14 protein-coding genes are annotated in these 16,772 nt (G+C 61.5%); 6 read left to right on the forward strand and 8 right to left on the reverse strand.

Annotation, left to right across the window (positions count from 1 at the left end; translation table 11 throughout):
- The 3 genes from AC1Q6C_RS09470 to ggh all read right to left on the reverse strand — a co-directional run.
- Nucleotides 1-2,963: isopeptide-forming domain-containing fimbrial protein (locus AC1Q6C_RS09470; RefSeq protein WP_492666549.1), on the reverse strand; the 2,963-nt coding region annotated here is incomplete at its 3' end.
- Nucleotides 2,964-3,942: 979 nt separating this feature from the next.
- Nucleotides 3,943-4,638: a glycoside hydrolase family 25 protein gene (locus AC1Q6C_RS09475; protein WP_370334015.1), complete on the reverse strand. Its 696-nt coding sequence runs from the start codon at nt 4,636-4,638 to the stop codon at nt 3,943-3,945.
- Between the two features lie 107 nt (nt 4,639-4,745).
- Nucleotides 4,746-6,083, reverse strand: coding sequence for a glucosylglycerate hydrolase (gene ggh, locus AC1Q6C_RS09480; protein ID WP_042449890.1), 1,338 nt, complete (start codon nt 6,081-6,083; stop codon nt 4,746-4,748).
- Nucleotides 6,084-6,193: 110 nt separating this feature from the next.
- Between ggh and AC1Q6C_RS09485 the strand changes: the two genes are divergently transcribed.
- From AC1Q6C_RS09485 to AC1Q6C_RS09495, 3 genes are all read left to right on the forward strand, one after another.
- Nucleotides 6,194-6,892 (forward strand): haloacid dehalogenase type II, encoded by a 699-nt coding sequence (locus AC1Q6C_RS09485; RefSeq protein WP_007735269.1) that lies wholly within the window; start codon nt 6,194-6,196, stop codon nt 6,890-6,892.
- A gap of 72 nt (nt 6,893-6,964) precedes the next feature.
- Nucleotides 6,965-7,876, forward strand: a complete 912-nt coding sequence (locus AC1Q6C_RS09490; protein ID WP_064113954.1) for a cation efflux transmembrane domain-containing protein — start codon at nt 6,965-6,967, stop codon at nt 7,874-7,876.
- Between the two features lie 119 nt (nt 7,877-7,995).
- Complete coding sequence (locus tag AC1Q6C_RS09495) at nt 7,996-9,360, forward strand: HNH endonuclease signature motif containing protein (RefSeq protein ID WP_492666550.1); 1,365 nt, start codon at nt 7,996-7,998, stop codon at nt 9,358-9,360.
- Nucleotides 9,361-9,409: 49 nt separating this feature from the next.
- Here AC1Q6C_RS09495 and AC1Q6C_RS09500 read toward each other — a convergent pair whose 3' ends face one another.
- Nucleotides 9,410-10,411 (reverse strand): PHP domain-containing protein, encoded by a 1,002-nt coding sequence (locus AC1Q6C_RS09500; RefSeq protein ID WP_003942580.1) that lies wholly within the window; start codon nt 10,409-10,411, stop codon nt 9,410-9,412.
- A gap of 60 nt (nt 10,412-10,471) precedes the next feature.
- Between AC1Q6C_RS09500 and AC1Q6C_RS09505 the strand changes: the two genes are divergently transcribed.
- Both AC1Q6C_RS09505 and AC1Q6C_RS09510 read left to right on the forward strand, forming a co-directional pair.
- On the forward strand, nt 10,472-10,882 hold the full coding sequence (locus AC1Q6C_RS09505) for a TIGR03668 family PPOX class F420-dependent oxidoreductase (RefSeq protein WP_030537452.1): 411 nt from the start codon (nt 10,472-10,474) through the stop codon (nt 10,880-10,882).
- A gap of 144 nt (nt 10,883-11,026) precedes the next feature.
- Nucleotides 11,027-11,779: a cyclase family protein gene (locus tag AC1Q6C_RS09510; protein ID WP_209923152.1), complete on the forward strand. Its 753-nt coding sequence runs from the start codon at nt 11,027-11,029 to the stop codon at nt 11,777-11,779.
- Here AC1Q6C_RS09510 and AC1Q6C_RS09515 read toward each other — a convergent pair.
- From AC1Q6C_RS09515 to AC1Q6C_RS09530, 4 genes are all read right to left on the reverse strand, one after another.
- Nucleotides 11,768-13,324: a GGDEF domain-containing protein gene (locus AC1Q6C_RS09515; protein ID WP_063315366.1), complete on the reverse strand. Its 1,557-nt coding sequence runs from the start codon at nt 13,322-13,324 to the stop codon at nt 11,768-11,770. The two genes, AC1Q6C_RS09510 and AC1Q6C_RS09515, sit on opposite strands and share 12 nt — an antisense overlap.
- 136 nt (nt 13,325-13,460) lie before the next feature.
- Nucleotides 13,461-14,351, reverse strand: coding sequence for a metal ABC transporter permease (locus AC1Q6C_RS09520; protein WP_064113147.1), 891 nt, complete (start codon nt 14,349-14,351; stop codon nt 13,461-13,463).
- Nucleotides 14,352-14,354: 3 nt separating this feature from the next.
- Nucleotides 14,355-15,086 (reverse strand): metal ABC transporter ATP-binding protein, encoded by a 732-nt coding sequence (locus AC1Q6C_RS09525; RefSeq protein ID WP_492666551.1) that lies wholly within the window; start codon nt 15,084-15,086, stop codon nt 14,355-14,357.
- Nucleotides 15,083-16,009, reverse strand: a complete 927-nt coding sequence (locus tag AC1Q6C_RS09530) for a metal ABC transporter substrate-binding protein (protein ID WP_218747515.1) — start codon at nt 16,007-16,009, stop codon at nt 15,083-15,085. Before AC1Q6C_RS09530 ends, AC1Q6C_RS09525 begins: the two co-directional genes overlap by 4 nt.
- Nucleotides 16,010-16,086: 77 nt before the next feature.
- Here AC1Q6C_RS09530 and AC1Q6C_RS09535 point away from each other — a divergent pair, with 77 nt between their 5' ends.
- Entirely contained in the window at nt 16,087-16,764 is a 678-nt protein-coding gene (locus tag AC1Q6C_RS09535; protein ID WP_007729052.1) for an SDR family oxidoreductase, read from the forward strand.
- The last annotated feature ends 8 nt before the right edge of the window (nt 16,765-16,772 follow it).

Below are 16,772 nucleotides of genomic sequence, written 5' to 3' on the forward strand. Positions count from 1 at the left end.
ACATTCGAACCCGACACCGGATCAGAAGACTTCACCACAGCAATCTTCGGAGACAGAACCGGATGCTCCGTCGTCACGGGCGGAGGAGTGATCTCCGGACCCGTCGGCGGCTTCGCAGTACCGGTGACCTTGTTGTTGATCAACGTGCCACCGGCAACACCGGCATTGATCTTCACCTGGTAGGTCAGGACAACCGACTTACCCGGCTCCAGAACACCAGTCCACGAGAGCGCCGTCCCCGAGAGCGTCGGAGCAGCGGCAGCAGCACCGTCGACTGTCGCCTTCAGCGAACCGTCCACCAACGTCGCGTTGTCGAGAACCTTCGATAAATCATCAGTCAACACAACAGGATTGAGCGTCGTCTTACCGGTGTTCGTACCGGTCACCGTATACGTGATCGTCTGACCAGCATTGACGCCGGTACCCGACGCAGGATCCGCAGTCTTCGCGACAGTGAAACCGGGAACCGAGTGATTCGTCTCAACCGGCGGCGGAGTGATATCCGGACCGGTCGGCGGCTTCGCAGTACCCGTGACCTTGTTGTTCAAGACCGTACCCGCAGCGACACCGTCGTTGACCTTCACCTCGTAGGTCAGGACAACCGACTTGCCGGCTTCGAGAACGCCAGTCCACGAGAGCGTCGTACCCGACAAAGTCGGAACAGCCACGGAAGCTCCGTCAATGGTCGCCTTCAGCGAACCAGGAACGACAGCAGCATTATTGAGGACCGCACCCAGATCGTCATTGATCTGTACCGGATCAAGCTTCGTCTTGCCGGTGTTGGTGCCGGTGACGGTGTACTTGATCGACTCGCCGGCCTGAACCGTCGAACCGGAGATCGGATCGGCAGTCTTCGCCAGCGTAAAACCTGGAACCGAGTGATTCGTTTCCACCGGAGGAGGAGTGATGTCCGGACCGGTCGGCGGCTTCGCAGTACCGGTGACTTTGTTGTTCAGAACCGTTCCCGCGGCAACGCCGGCATTGACCTTCACCTGGTATGTCAGAACAACAGACTTACCGGCCGGGAGATTCGCGGACCACGACAAAGTGCTGCCCGAAAGAGTCGGAGCAGCAACAGGAGCACCGTCGATGGTCGCCTTCAGCGAGCCCGGAACGACAGCAGCATTGTTGAGAACCGCACTCAGATCATCGGTGATCGTCGCGGGAGTCAGGGCCGTCCTGCCGGTGTTGGCACCGGTGACGGTGTACGTAATGGTGTCGCCGGCCTGAACCGTCGAACCGGAAACCGGATCAGCCGTCTTGGTCAGCGTGAAACCAGGCATGGGATGCGTCGTGCAGAGATTGGTTGCAGGATCACATGTTGTGGGGGGAGTTGTAGTCCCCGGAACCAGATAGTTGTTCAGAACTTTGTTGCCGCCGTCTTTGACAGTGACGGTGTATGTGACTGTCCCCTTGCCGCCGGCCGGCAAGGTGCCGCCGACCTTGATCTTGTCGGCGCCGTTCAATGCGGCGGTGAGTCCGCCGGTTGCAGCACCGACCGCAACTGTTCCGTCATCAATGACGTCGGCGAGGTAGTCCGTGTAGTCGATCGTTGCCGGCGCAGTGCCCGGATTCTCGAAATTCAGAGTGTAGGTGATTGATTGGCCGATATTGACCGTCTCACCGGTAGGTGGTGACGACGACTTCTTCACGAGAACCGGGGTGTTCTTGACCTTGCAATACACGTTGTCACCCGGTGTAAGTGCGGCCTGCGCAACGTCACCGACCCTGAGGGCCTGGGTCACGCCGTTTACCTGGCAATCCCACGATGTCGCATAGTTCGCGGTCTTGGTCGCCGAGGTAGTTGGCTTCTCCCAGAACGTGACAGGGGTGGGCGTGGTATCTGCGAGGAGCGTCCGCCAGCCAGTCGATGCCGTCGTATCAGTCGCACCGGTCGTGGTGCTCTTGATCTCGGTTGCTGCAGCGGCGCCTGCATCAGCGTGGTGTCCGGTGCTCATGCCGATAGTGAAATCGTCACCGGGGGTGACGCGCGTGAGGTCCTTGTCGATCTTGACCTTCGACAGCAGCACACCGAACGCCAGGCCCTGACGCGAGGTCGCCTGAACGGTATTTCCGAAAGTGGCTGCGAAACTTGTCGGAGCAGTCGATGCAACGACCAGCGTTCCGGGCGTGCGCCCCTGGCCATTGACGTTGTTCCACGAATCGCATCGGACGGTATTGGCTGGCATACCCGTCAGCCCACCGTCACAGGCCCGAATTCCGGGGTAGGCAGGATCACTGTCGTCACCGACGGTACGTGCGATCTGCCGTAGAGGCTTGTCCGAATTGAAAGTGAGGAATTCACGGTCGTTCGTAGTATTGATATTCGCGTCTGTCGACTCGGCGTCGGCTGCTACGAGCCCGTAGTTGTTGACGGCGCCATTCGGCCCCGTCATCACGATGTTCTTCAGCGAGACTGTTCCACCGGACTGACCAGCGGTGGCTGAGGTTTGGTAGATCGCCGGCTTGATCGTCGTCGGCACACCCGTGTACGCGGAAGTTCCCAACGCTGCATAGTGCAACGTGGGAAATGCCTTCGTTTCGATCCCCTGGTGTGTCTTTCCCGCTACCGAGTCGGTGAGGAAAGCCTTGAAGTTGATCTTGTAACCGTCGGTGAGCTGGATTTCCATCGACTGCCCTGCCGCAGAAGCAGCCGTTGCCGCATCGAGCGTCGACATATCGATCCAGCAGATGTTCTGCGAGAACGGACCGGTGCCGGGGGCGCTGAATGCGCAGCCTTTTGCAGGCTGTTCATCCGGAAGAACAGCGGCGCGAGCCGGCGCCTGAGCCTGAACGGGGCCGCCGAGCGTCGCGGCCGGCTGCGCTGACGCAACCACTGCCGTCGCGCCGGAGATACCGAGAATCATCGCGATGGCGGTCCATACCACCGTCCACGCTCGCACCCAGGGCGGGAGCCCTGCGGTGAATATGGCCGACCTTGTCGGCGGTATGTCGTTAGGCATTTCTTACTCCCCAGGATGTGCCTGATCGATGTTCGATGGACGGAGATGCGAGAGCGCTGGCGCGAACTCCCGGTTGATCGGTTGGTTCGGGTCGATGCGCCTGTTTTCGGCTGATCGACCTCACACCGGACGCTGTTGCCGGTCCTGTCATTCGAGCTCCTCTTCGGAAACACCTGCGTGTTGGAAGAGCCGCCCTGAACAGGACCTTGGCCCTCGAAATCCGCGCAAATCGAGAGCAACCTTCCAGTTATCAGGAACAAGATAACAGATAACCGGGAGCTTGCCCATCGAAAGTCGGACAAAGCAGACCGATCGACGTTTTTGTTCGTAGATCGGACAAGCTTCGAGGAGCAGTGTTGTCCGAGCGGACAATTCAGCCCTCGGAGTGCGGCACCGCGGCGAACGCGATGACATTCACCCTTTCCGCTGACCAGATCGGGTGACGACCAACCTCGAGGAAGATACGGAATCTGGACAAATGCCCAATATGGATAAGGCCTGTTGGATGCGCCACAGACCCTCGAACGACGGTCGGAAACCCCGTCCCGAATGGAGTCCGATCACCCGTGCGAGCACGTCGAAATTGATCGAATTGATCCAGACCACACTCAGCGACGGCTGCCGGTAACGAAGCATCCCGAGGCTCCGATAATTGGATTGCGAGGCACCAACTTCGCCCGAAACCGGGCGGCCGCCTTCGATTCAAACCCAACTTCAAGTCCGTTTTGTAGCTTTTCAGGCAGAGCAGTTCTGCTCATTTTCTGCCATAGCTATTTTCTGATCCTGCTCAGCTAGTCGAAAGTTCAGCGACCGTGGCTACCGCCCGGCAGAATTCTCGTAACTGACGAGCAACAACCGGACTAACCAGCCAAGCGTCACAAGAGTGCCAAAAAGGGCCCTTCCGCGTGCCTCGAGGCAAATGCATCGAGGGCGAAAGGGCCCGAACCGGGCACCACGGAGCCAAGGGCCCCGCCGCAAACTAGCTGCTGCCGAACCCCACACTGTTGGCGTAGCGATCGAAATCGCCCTGGGCTCCGCTGTAGACGTTGATATCAGTGTTTCCGGTGATTCCGGGGATGCGTCCGGTGCTGGTGTACTGCCAGAAAGTCCAGTTGGACCAACCGCCGGGTAGCGGCCCCGGTGCGTTCTGCCCGTTGTAATCGGCGATCCACAGCGGGTAGTGGTTGAACTCGGTGGTGTTGGCCATCTGAGTACGCCAGAAGTTGGGATACGTGTAAATGATGGGCTGCCGCCCGGTAAGTGCCTGGACTGTATTCAAGTAGCGATGAGTCCAGTCGATGACCTGCCCGGCGGGCAGTCCCTTCGCGTCCTCGAGATCCAGAACGGGCGGGAGGTCACCAGGTCCGTTGATACCCAGGACGATCGCCGAATAGAAGGCGGCCTGGGCTTCGGGGGACTGGCGAACGTCTGCGTAGTGGTAGGCCCCGCGCGAGACGCCGGCAGCACGCATGACCAGGCAATCCTGGATGAAGTACGGATTGACGTAGTTGAGCGACTCGGTGGCCTTGACCATCGCGAACTCGTGCCCTGACGCCTTGACCTGGAACCAGTCGATTCCGGTTCCGTCCACGTGCTGCCACGAAGAGACGTCCGGGCCGCGGGGAGCGTCGGCAGCGGCGAGGCCAGGTGCCGTGATCGCGATGGCAGCTGCCATCGCGATCGGGGTGAGCTTGCCCAATGTCCTGACGATCCGTCGCTCGACCATTTCCCGAGACTAAGGTCGACTAGTCCGTTTTGTCCCCTAATTCAGGGAATGTTCACTCAACCGAGCCAATCGAGAACAGCCGCAGCGGTCCACGACTGTTGCATACTGCCCAGCGGCTCACCGGTGAAAGGCTCGTAGTATTCGGCAAAACTGCCATCGCTGGCCTGCCGCAACCCCTCCGAACGCAAGACGTGCGATCTCTCGGCCCACCCCCGACGCGCGAACGCCCACGAGAACAACCACGTGATCACCGGCCACACCGGGCCACGCCAATACTCCCGAGGACGGAAATCGCCGGAAACCGGAGACGTCGACGGTGGGACAGCAAACCGCATGTCCGGGTGACCACAGAATTTGGGCCCCTCGAAAGTGCGCAACAGAGCGCGCTCGGCATCGCGGCTCAGGCCGCCGCACAGCAACGGCGCAAACATCGCGATGGTCTCGGTATGAACCCATCGCCCGGTGCGAAGATCGAAATCCTTTGCTGCACCTGATCGTTCATCGGTGGTGGCAATCACGCCCTGCCGGAATCGATCTGCCCAACCGCGCAGATCACGGACGTCGGAGTTCGGCCGCGAATGCTCCTCACCGATAGTTGCCAAGACGTCGCATGCCATCGAGAAAACCGCACTGACAAACACGTCCTCGACGGCAAAACTCATGGCAGTGGCGAGTTGAGAATCCTCGTACCGCACGGCCTTCATCTCTTCGAGAAGCCAAAGGTAGCGGTCGTATTCGTTATCCGTGGGCCGCTGAGACAGGTCCGTCACCACAGCGAGATCAGCACGCTGATACGCAGGAACTTGTCCCGCAACAACATTCGCGTACGCCAGATCCCACCGCGGAGAGTTGTCCATCCCAGATTCCCACCCGTGATAGAGCGCGATACGGCCGTTGCCGTCGAGATCGCGGGCCTCCGCCAACCACCGGTGCCACCGAACCAGATCGCTCCAGCGCCGGTCGAGGAACTCTTCCGCGACCGCACGCGTCGTACGTCCGTGCCGACGCGAATGATCGAGAATCCGCTGCACCGCGATCGCGTGAACGGGGGGTTGGGTGATTCCCGATGTAGCGGTACCCAAAGGAGCATGCGCTGCCAACGCATTGACATCCCACCGCGTCGGGCCGGGGAAGTAGCCGTCGACACCGTTCGCGAACACGATGTGCGGAATCATTCCGTTCTTCCACTGAGCCGAGAGCAAGGTATCGAGCTCTACTACCGCCCGTTCGACGCTGAGCGGCGCCAGACCTACCGCCACGAACGCGGCGTCCCAGCTCCACATGTGGGGATACAGCTTCGGGGCAGCGCTGGTCATCGTGCCCAGGTCGTTTCCGCGCAGCAAGTAGGCAGCTCGGGCGGCGAGCTGAGTCGGGGTAAATCCGCGGTCGGCCATAGATGTCTATTTTGCGACGCGTCGAGCCTTTGCGCTCACCGAGCACGAATCCGGCGCCGCGGCCGCAATAATGAAGGAAGTCCGTCAGGTGATCTCGGAGTGGAGGCCTAGTGCGCGAGAAGATCAAAGCACTGCTGTTCGACGTCCAGGGCACAGCGACCGATTTTCACAGCACACTGTGCCGAGAGGCCCGTCGAATCACCGACGCCGACGTGGACTGGCCAAGATTCGTCAATCTCTGGCGCGCTGAGTACTTCGCGAACACCTCCGAGGCCGACGACTCCACAGGCGAATGGGTGACAGTACATTCGGTGTACCGCGAGGCTCTGCGCAAGCTGTTGGCCCGCGAGAGCATCGAACTTTCCGATGCCGAACAGGAAGAACTCACCACCGCCTGGAAATTCCTGGACCCGTGGCCCGACACTGTCGCCGGCCTGACAACCCTGCGCCAGCAGTACACAATCGCTGCCTTGTCCAACGCCGACGTGAATGCCGCAGTCAGCATCTCCCGGCACGGAAATCTGCCATGGCATGCCGTCTTCACTGCCGAAATGGCCGGCGTCTTCAAACCAGATCCGAAGATCTACCACCTGGCTGCTCGATATCTCGGGTACGACCCGGCCGAGATCATGATGGTTGCCAGTCACAAATATGACATCCGGGCGGCCAAAGCTCTCGGATTCCGCACAGCCTTCATAGCTCGACCACTCGAATTCGGAGCCAGGGGCAATCCCGATGTGTCCTTCTCCGACGAGTTCGACATCAACGCCGAGGACTTTCTCGATCTGGCAGCGCAATTGGTCCACTGATCCCGTGCCTGCGCGTCGTTGCTGGTATTCCTACGTGAAGGAATATCGAAACGGACAGGCGGTTTGGAATTCATGGGCACCAAGGAAGACAGCGCTACCCGCGAACGCAAGGCCCTGCGGTACTCGCTCGTGGTCGCAACGGCGTTGGCTGTGCTCGCCGCATTCTGGGGCTGGATCTCGCAGTCCCAGGTGATCCTGCTCGACGGTGTGTACGCCCTCATCGGAATGGTGTTGACGGCGCTCTCACTGCGGGTCTCGCGGATAGCCGACTCGGGCCCCACCGCACGCTTCCCGTTCGGTAAGGAGGCATTGATCCCGGTCGTCATCGCTGTCCAGGGCATGGCACTACTGGCGACGCTCGCCTACGCCGCAGTCGAGGCAGTTCGTGTCATCCTCGCGGGCGGAGCCGACGTCACCGCGGGGTCTCTGGTGGCATACGGCGCTGTCAGCGCGGTGGTGTCGATCATCATCTGGCGCTACGTCCGACAAGTCGACCGCACATCTGATCTGCTCGTCGCCGAAGCCAGGCAATGGGGAGCGTCGGCTGCCTTCAGCGCGCTGGTCGCAGTCGGTGCTGTCGTCGCAATGATCCTGGGCCGCACCGATTTCTCCGACGCCGACCGATATGTCGACTCCGTCTTGGTCCTCCTCGGCTGCGCGATGCTGGTCCCGCAACCGTACGCACTTCTGCGAACCGCACTGATCGAACTCCTCGAAGGTGCTCCCGGCGAAAACGTTCAGGCCCGCGTGCACGATGCCATCGCCGTCGTCCGCGACGAATTCGGCTTGGACGAACCGACTCTCACCATGAGCAAGGTGGGTCGCAAGCTGTATGTCGAAGCGACGTTCATGGTCGCGCCACACAGCTGGGACATCGACGGTGAAGACGCAGTACGACGCTCGTTCGCCACCAGCCTCGCCGATCTCCCCTACGAACCGTGGCTGAACATCGAACTGACTACAGATCCGGCGCTGATGCTCTAGCGACGGAATCTGCTCTCGAACAACAGAATCACGACGGCCGGGCCCACCTCACCTTCCCGAAAAAGCCCTTGACTCGAAAGTATGTTCGAGTATGATGGAAGGCGGAACGGGGGGTTCTCATGACGATCAACATCACCGACGAAGATACTGTCACCGACGTGGTCAACAACTCCGCCGTGGGTGTGCGCGGACGATTGTGGCGGCTTCACCCCAGCGACGTCCGCGAGATCGCCATCACCGCGTCAGCGGAAATCCTTCGCCTGGAAGCCATTCGAGTGGCCGCTGTCGACACCCTGACGTTGAACCCGGACGAACAAGTACTCTGCTACCGCGGCACCGGACAATGGCTCGCGAACCACACCATGCTGCAGATCTCCACCGGCAGAAGAATCGCAGCCCTGGGCAAAGCGCTACGGTCGTTTCCCGAGATCGAAGACCAATTCGATGCCGGTGACCTCACTTTCGAGCACGCAGCACTGATCGTGGCGTTCTGCGAATCCCCACCCAAGGCAATGCCCGACGCCGCACTACCGTACTGCCGCGACACACTCCTCGCCGCAGCATCGGGAACCGAAGCAACCACCGTCAAACTGCGCTACGCCATCAGCGTCCTCGAGCACATGTTCGAATCCGACGACCCACCACCAAGCGAAGACACCGACCGCAACGAACTGCGCATCTCCCCCACCCTCAACGGAAGAGTCGCCGTCCGAGGCGATTTCGACGGAGTGACCGGCGAAATGCTTCTCTCCGCCCTCTCCAACCTCTCCATGCCCACCCCCGCCGAAGACGGCACACCCGACAAACGATCCGCCGCCACACGCAACGCAGACGCCATGGCAGAACTCATCCGGCGCTACCTCGACAACGCTGCCACCGGCATCGACGGCGGCCAACGCCCACACCTGAACGTGCACATCAACGCCAAAGACCTGGCCTACCACCGTGAATGCGCCACAACGGGTGATGGCTCAACACCTGTCCCTTCCGAGGACGACGATCCCGGCATGCTCGATCTCGACTTCCACGATCTCGACAAACAAGATCTCGATGTCGGCCACATGCCCTGGATGGGACCACTGAGCGTCGGCCGCACCCGCATGATCGCCTGCGACTGCATGCTCTCCAGCGTCCTCCTCGACGGAAACGGTGCCCCACTCGACGTCACCCCACTCAAAAGGCTTGTCACCGCGGCACAACGCACCGCCCTGATCGCCCGAGACAAAGGGTGCGCCTTCCCCGGCTGCGACTGCGTCCCCGCCTGGACCGACGCCCACCACATCAAACACTGGGCCAAAGGAGGACCAACCGTCATGGACAACCTGGTCCTGCTCTGCCGAACCCACCACACCCTGATGCACCGAAAACCCGGATTCACCGGACAATGGGAAATCCGAATGGGCACCGATCACCTGCCCTGGTTCATCCCACCACCGGGCATCGACCCCGACCGGAAACCCCGCCGCTCCACCACACGACTCTGAACCCGGAGGTCACCGAGCACACGCCTCGGTGACCCATTCCGGCATGCTCTCAATTGCCTGCCCACTCCAAAAGATCTTCGGCGGTCCAGGTATTGATCACCCGATCGGCTTCGACACCGCACTTTTCGGCCCGGTCACAGCCGTAGCCCTGCCAAGCCAGCTGACCGGGGGCATGGGCGTCAGTGTCGATGGAGAAAAGACAATCGAGATCGCGGGCCAACTCGATCAAACGCGAAGGCGGGTCACGACGCTCCGGTCGGGAATTGATCTCAACGGCTGTGCCTGATTCGCGGCAGGCCTCGAACACTTTCTCCGCGTCGAACTGCGACTCGGGCCGGGTTCCGCGAGCACCCTCGACAAGACGCCCGGTGCAGTGTCCGAGAATATCGACACGCGGGTTTCGCACTGCAGCAAGCATTCTGCGGGTCATCGCCTCACGCTCGGACCGCAGCTTGGAGTGGACGCTCGCCACCACGATGTCGAGTTCGTCGAGCAGATCGGGATCCTGGTCGAGTGAACCGTCCTCGAGGATGTCCACCTCGATTCCCGTGAGGATGCGGAAGGGAGCCAGTTCGGCATTCAACCCGGCTATCACGTCGAGTTGAGACCGTAGGCGCTCCGCGGACAGCCCGTTGGCAACTGTGAGGCGAGGCGAATGGTCGGTGAGGGCGCAGTAGTCATGGCCGAGTGCCGCTGCGCGTCGCATCATTTCTTCGATGGGGCTTCCACCATCGGACCAGTCGGAGTGGGTGTGGAGGTCGCCGCGCAGCGCTTGTCGCAATGGGCTGTCGCCGATGGGCTCAGCCTGCCCCCGCAGTTCCTCGAGATACTCGGGGATGCCGTCGTACGACTGAGCGATAATCGTGGCAGTCTTCGGCCCGATGCCGGTGAGGGCCTTCCAACTGTCGGCTTTCCGGCGAGACTCCTTCTGCTCGTCGGACAATCCTGAAAAGACCTCCGCAGCTCGGCGATAGGCCTTGACGCGGTGCGTTTCAGCGCGTGATCGTTCGAGCCAGTAGGCGATCTCCCGAAGCGCTTCATCCGGTTCCATGAGACCACTGTTCCGTCAGCAGCGGCTCGCGGCAACCCTTGATCCCCTTACGCTGTGAATATGGACGACCCGAGAGCACGATTTGAAGCCGCGCGGGTGGCTCACCTGGCAACGGCAGATGCGGCCGGCGTTCCGCACATCGTGCCGCTGGTATTCGTCTTGGTCGGCGGCACCGTCTATTCCTGTGTCGACCACAAACCGAAAACCACGACCGCTCTTCGCAGGCTCCGGAACATCACCGAGACGGGGCGCGCAAGCCTGCTGGTCGATCATTACGACGACGACTGGTCCGCGCTCTGGTGGGTCCGCGTCGACGGACATGCGGAGGTTCTCGACCCCGGCACCAAGGAGTCCGAGAGCGCGATCGATGCTTTGGCCGCAAAGTATCCGCAGTACGTAGATCACCGACCGCACGGACAGGTCATAGCTGTCCGCGATGTGGAGTGGTCGTCGTGGTCCGCAGCAGCCTAAGGTTCTGTCCTAGTGTTCAAGGAGCGAAAGTGATTGCAACACTCTCAATTCGGACAAATTGGCGGGGGATCGATGAAACGACGGCAGTTACTTCAGCGCGCAGCCACAGGTCTGGCGCTGGTAGCGGGACCTCAGGTGATCGACATGGGTAGCAGTTCCGGAAGCAGTCAAGACGCAACAAGCCCGTTGAACGAACAGTTGTCGGTTGTTTCGCTCTCACACGTGAACGACCCGGCGACGACGCCGGTTTTTCCAGGCGACCCCGAGTTCACTCTCGACACAGCGGCCACCATCGCAAACGACGGCTACTACCTCCAGTACGTCAAGGAAGGTGAGCACACGGGCACGCATTGGGGCGCACCCGCACACTTCCAGGAAGGCGGCCTCACAGCCGACCAACTCGATCCGGCGGACCTCTTCCTCCCCGCAGTGAAGATCGACATCCGGGACAAGGCTGCCGCCGATTCGGACTATGCGCTCACGGTCGCGGACCTGCAGGAATGGGAAACGCGCAACGGCAAGATCCCCGATGGAGCGGCCGTAGTTCTCTGGACCGGGTGGGAATCGCGCTGGGGTAGCGAAGAATATGCCAACTCCGATGCCGACGGCGTCACCCACCAGCCCGGCTTCTCGGTGGACGCGGCGCGGTGGCTGATAGACACCGGCCGTTTGGGCACCCGCGGAGCATTGGGAACCGACACGTTCGGTCCCGACCTCGGAAACGACGAAACCTACCCCGTCTCGACAATCCTGTACGACAAGCATCGAATCAGCCTGGAGAACTTGAACAATCTTGCCGCCCTGCCAACCACCGGGGCTAGCATCCTTGTCGGTGGTGCGATCAACAAGGCCGGATCGGGTTCACCGGCAACGATTTTCGCACTACTACGGCGATAACCATTTGCGACGGTCGCCGTAGACAACGACAGCGCCCTTCCCACTTCTCTTCGCCTCGTACATCGCCGCATCGGCCTGGCGAAGAAGAGTGTGCGCGCTGAGCGGTTCGTCCCCAAACTCGAACTGCGCGGACTCGAAATGCGCGACACCAACGCTCGCACCCACCGACACCGATGTGTCTGCAGTCTGATCGGACCTGAGCGCGTCGACGATCCGGCGAGCCACGACGACGGCGTCGTCGATCGTGCCCTGCAGGAGCACTGTGAACTCGTCGCCACCGAATCGAGCGACAAACGCACCCTCGGGAACCGCTTCGCGCAGACGTGCTGTGAGAGCAACCAGTAACCGGTCGCCGGCCGGGTGCCCGTATCGATCGTTGATCTGTTTGAAGTCGTCCAGATCGACAAGCATCAGCACCCAATCGGAGTTCGTCTGGCGATAGTCGTCGATGGCGCTCGCAAAGTGTTCGTCGAACGCGGCCCGGTTTGCAAGCTCGGTGAGTGGGTCGTGATGTGCTCGGTACCTCAGCTCGTCCTGGGCAGCGGAGATCTGTTGGAGGAGCGCGTCGTTCTCGAGGAGCGTGAGTATTTGGCGCACCAGCGCGAGAACCAACACGCCGACGCCGAGTATCACGACCACGGCATCGAGGTTGCCGACGATCAGCGCCTGAACAGTCACGATCGTCGCGATCACCGCGATCAACAGATACGGCAGCAGCAACTGAGTCCGATCGCTTCGCCACTGCTGCGGCGCGTTGCGGTTCCGAGGCTCGGTTCGCTTCGTCAGCGCCGCCAAGGCGATCAACGGCGGCCCCGCGATGAACCCGGCATCGGCGATGGTCGGCATACTCTCGGCGCCGATCGCCACCAAGTACGCGTACAGGCTGTCCGAAAGGGAGAGCATCACCAACCCGCACCCGAGGAACGTCAGCGGTTCACGGATCTCTGCTACGGCCTTCGGTCCGATGACCATCAGCAAGACCATGGCGATCAGAACGAAGTCGGTGATCGGATACATCACCGCGACAAGAAACCCGAGAGATCCCGTCGGACCGGTATGAACGACGGCGCCCAGGGCCGTCGTCCACGTGAGGATGAACAATCCACCGACAACGACAAGACCGTCGAGCGTCAGCACGAGCCAGAGATGGATCGGACCGATCGCCTCACGCCGGGGCGACTGACGCACCAACGACAGAAGCGCCGGCACGGCGAACACCGGGAACATGAAGAAACCGATATCCGCGATCGACGGCGACGGAAGTGGAACGTGGAGAACCGAGCGGTAGAACGCCCAGAAGAACATCCCGAGAGTCCAGCCGGCCATACCCAGAGCCATCAGAGTTCGCCAACGACGCTCGACGCCGTGATAGCGCCGCGATGTCCACCAACAGACCGCAGTTGCGGTGGCTCCGCCGACGAGCTGGGCGATATCGTCCACCAGAACCGAAGTTCGTGGGCTGAGCAGCCCGGATCCGGCGAGAGCGATGACCGCGACAACGACGCCGAGAACCAGCCACGTGCGTCGCGCTCGGAACTGCGTCATCGAAGAACCCATCGGTGTTCAAGGCGTCACCACCGATCGTCTTGCAGCCGGCATCGTTGCGGCCGGAATGTTCGTGGTGACGAATGCCCGTACGAACCTACCCGATTTGGTAGCGGATTGTTAACTGGACGAACGATCAGGAAGGCTCGTACGCCGCGGCGCTGTACTCCGCTCGGGTCCTACGCCGCTGCGAAGTCCATTTCGCGATCACCCCTTGCGACGGGCTGAACAGGTACACCAGAGCGAACACGATGCCCTGCGTCATGACGACCATGCCACCGGAAGCCGTGTCGAGGTAGTAGCTGACGTAGATACCGGTAATCGCGCAGACTGCGGAAACGACGGGAGCTATCACCAGCATCCGTGAAAACTTGTCGGTGAGGAGGTAGGCCGTCGCGCCGGGGATGATCAGCATCGCCACCACCAGCACGACGCCGACGGCTTGCAACGCCACAACAGACGTGAGCGCGAGGACGCCGAGTAGCAGCGCACCCAGGCGCTTGGGCGAAAGACCTATCGCGTTCGCATGGATCGGGTCGAAGGCGAACAACGTCAGATCACGACGCTTGATCAACAGAATGCTCAACGCCAACGCGCCAAGTATCGCGACCTGCAGAAGATCGGACGAGCTCACCCCCAGCAGGTTGCCGAAAATGATGTGGTTGAGATCGGTCTGGCTGGGGGTCACCGAGATGAGAACCAAACCGAACGCAAAGAGAGTCGTGAAGACGATACCGATCGCGGCGTCTTCCTTGACGCGACTGGTGTTACGGATCAGTCCGATCAGCGCTACGGCGATCAACCCGAAGATCAAGGCCCCGATAGCAAATGGTGCGCCGACGACGTAAGCGAGGACAACACCCGGCAGCACGGCGTGCGAGACGGCGTCGCCCATCAACGACCACCCGATGAGCACCAACCAACAACTGAGCACCGCGCAGACAACCGCTGCCACAACCGCAACGGCCAACGCTCGCACCATGAATCCGTACTGGAGAGGATCAAGTAGCAGTTCTACGAGGTTCATCGATCAGGTCCTGTCCATCACGTCGAGACCGAAAGCCAGGGCGAGGTTTTCCGGTTGCAGCACGGTGTCCGGGTCGGAATGCACCAGGACCTTGCGCATGAGCAGTACCGCCTCGTCGCAGAGTTTCGGCACAGCGTGGAGATCGTGGGTCGAGACCAAGATCGACCGGCCGTCGGAAGCCAACTCTCGTAGCAGCGTAGAAATCGTTGCCTCGGAACGCTTGTCGACGCCCGCAAACGGCTCGTCCAGCAACAGTATCGACGCGTCCTGCGCGATGCCGCGTGCGACGAACGCGCGCTTCTTCTGACCACCCGAGAGCTGACCGATCTGACGATCCGCAAATTCGGTGAGTTCCACCCGCTCGAGGGCCTCTGCCACCGCCTCGCGATCTGCACGCCGCGGACGTCGCAAGAACCCGAGGTGGCCGTACCTGCCCATCATCACGACGTCACGGACACTGATCGGGAAGGTCCAGTCGACGTCTTCACTCTGCGGCACGTATCCGACGCGGCCGCTCTTGCGCGCAGTGGCTGCGCCGAGACCGGCGATTCTGACAGAACCGTTGTCCGGCTTGATCATCCCCATGATCACTTTGAACAGAGTCGACTTTCCCGATCCGTTCATACCGATCAGTCCGCAGACGCTTCCGGAATTCAATGTCAGATCGACATGGTCCAGTGCGTGGACCTCGCCGTAGTGAACGCTGACGTTTTCGACGCGAATGGCTTCGTTCATGATTTACCGCCGGTCAGACCGCCGAGGATGACGTCGGTGTCGTGGCGAATCATGTCCAGGTAGGTGGGCACGGGACCGTCGGCTTCGGACAGCGAATCGACGTACAGCGTTCCGCCGAACTTCGCGCCGGTCGCCCCGACAACCTGCTGCATGGGGGCATCCGAGACCGTCGACTCGCAGAAGACGGCGGGAACGGAATTGGCTCGGACGAAGTCGATCGCGGCGATGATCTGCTGCGGCGTCGCCTGCTGCTCGGCATTGACCGGCCAGATGTACGCCTCGCTGAGTCCCGCGTCCCTGGCCAGATAGGAGAACGCACCCTCGCAACTGACGAGTGCACGCTGACCTGCGGGCAATGCCGCCAGCCCACTGACCAGGCCGTCCTGAACTGCTTGCAGTTCCGCCTTGTACTTCGCGCCGTTCTCCGCAAATGCCGAGGCGTTGTCCGGGTCGAGGTCGCTGAAAGCAGTCACCATGTTGTCGACGTAGATCTGCGTATTCAACGGAGACATCCATGCATGCGGATTGGGCTTGCCCGCATACGCGTCGCCGGCGATCGGAATGCCTTCGACGCCGTCGCTGACCACAACGTGTGGCACGTCCAGTCCGTTGACGAATTTCGCGAACCACGCCTCGAGGTTCATGCCGTTGTCGAGGATCAGATCGGCTTCGCTCGCCCGCCGAATGTCTCCGGGCGTCGGCTCGTAGCCGTGAATTTCGGCCCCCGCCTTGGTGATCGACTCGACGCGAAGATGATCGCCGGCAACGTTCTGGGCGATGTCCGACAGCACGGTGAACGTGGTGAGCACCACCGGGCGGTCGTCGCCGGAGCCAGAACTCACCGCAGAACAGCTGGACAGAAGCAGGGCGGCGAGGGCGGCAATTCCCAGGCGGCGGAAGTTCTTCGCGTCGCGTGTCGTCATGGTCGAACTCTAATATGTGGGTAAACAAATACACAAGTTCGTCTGGCCGAACAATCCTCACTCGATAGGCTCGCACCATGCGTCCTACTGCCTTGATCACCGGTTCCAGTCGCGGCCTCGGAGCTGCCATCGCACGCGAACTGGCGCCGACACACGACCTGCTGCTCGGTGCACGATCCGCACAGGCCCTCGAGCCGATCTGCGCCGAACTGCCCGGATCGACGCCCCTACCCCTCGACCTCACGGACTACGACGCCGTCGCCGCCGCCGCCTCGTCCATCACGACGCTCGACGTGCTGGTACACAACGCCGGCGTGGCCGACATCGGAACCATCGAGGAATCCTCGGTCGATCAGTGGCGACGCACCCTCGAGGCAAACGTCATCGCCGTCGCCGAACTCACGCGGGTTCTCCTGCCCGCGCTTCGTGCGGCTGGAGGTCACGTCGTGCTGATCAATTCGGGTGCCGGACTGCGCGCCAACGCCGGTTGGGGCTCGTATGCGGCCAGCAAGTTCGCCCTGCGCGCTTTCGGAGATGCGTTGCGCCTGGAAGAGCCGGCACTGCGGGTCACCTCCATTCACCCCGGACGGATCGACACCGACATGCAGCGCGACATCGTCGCGGGTGAGGGCGACGAGTACGACCCTGAGCGCTTCCTGAAAGCCTCCACTGTGGCGCGTGCCGTACTCACTGCCGTCGAAACACCGTCCGACGCACACCCCACGGAGATCGTGCTTCGACCTACCGGCCGGTAAATCCCCAG

Source organism: Rhodococcus sp. MT28 (assembly GCF_058792695.1).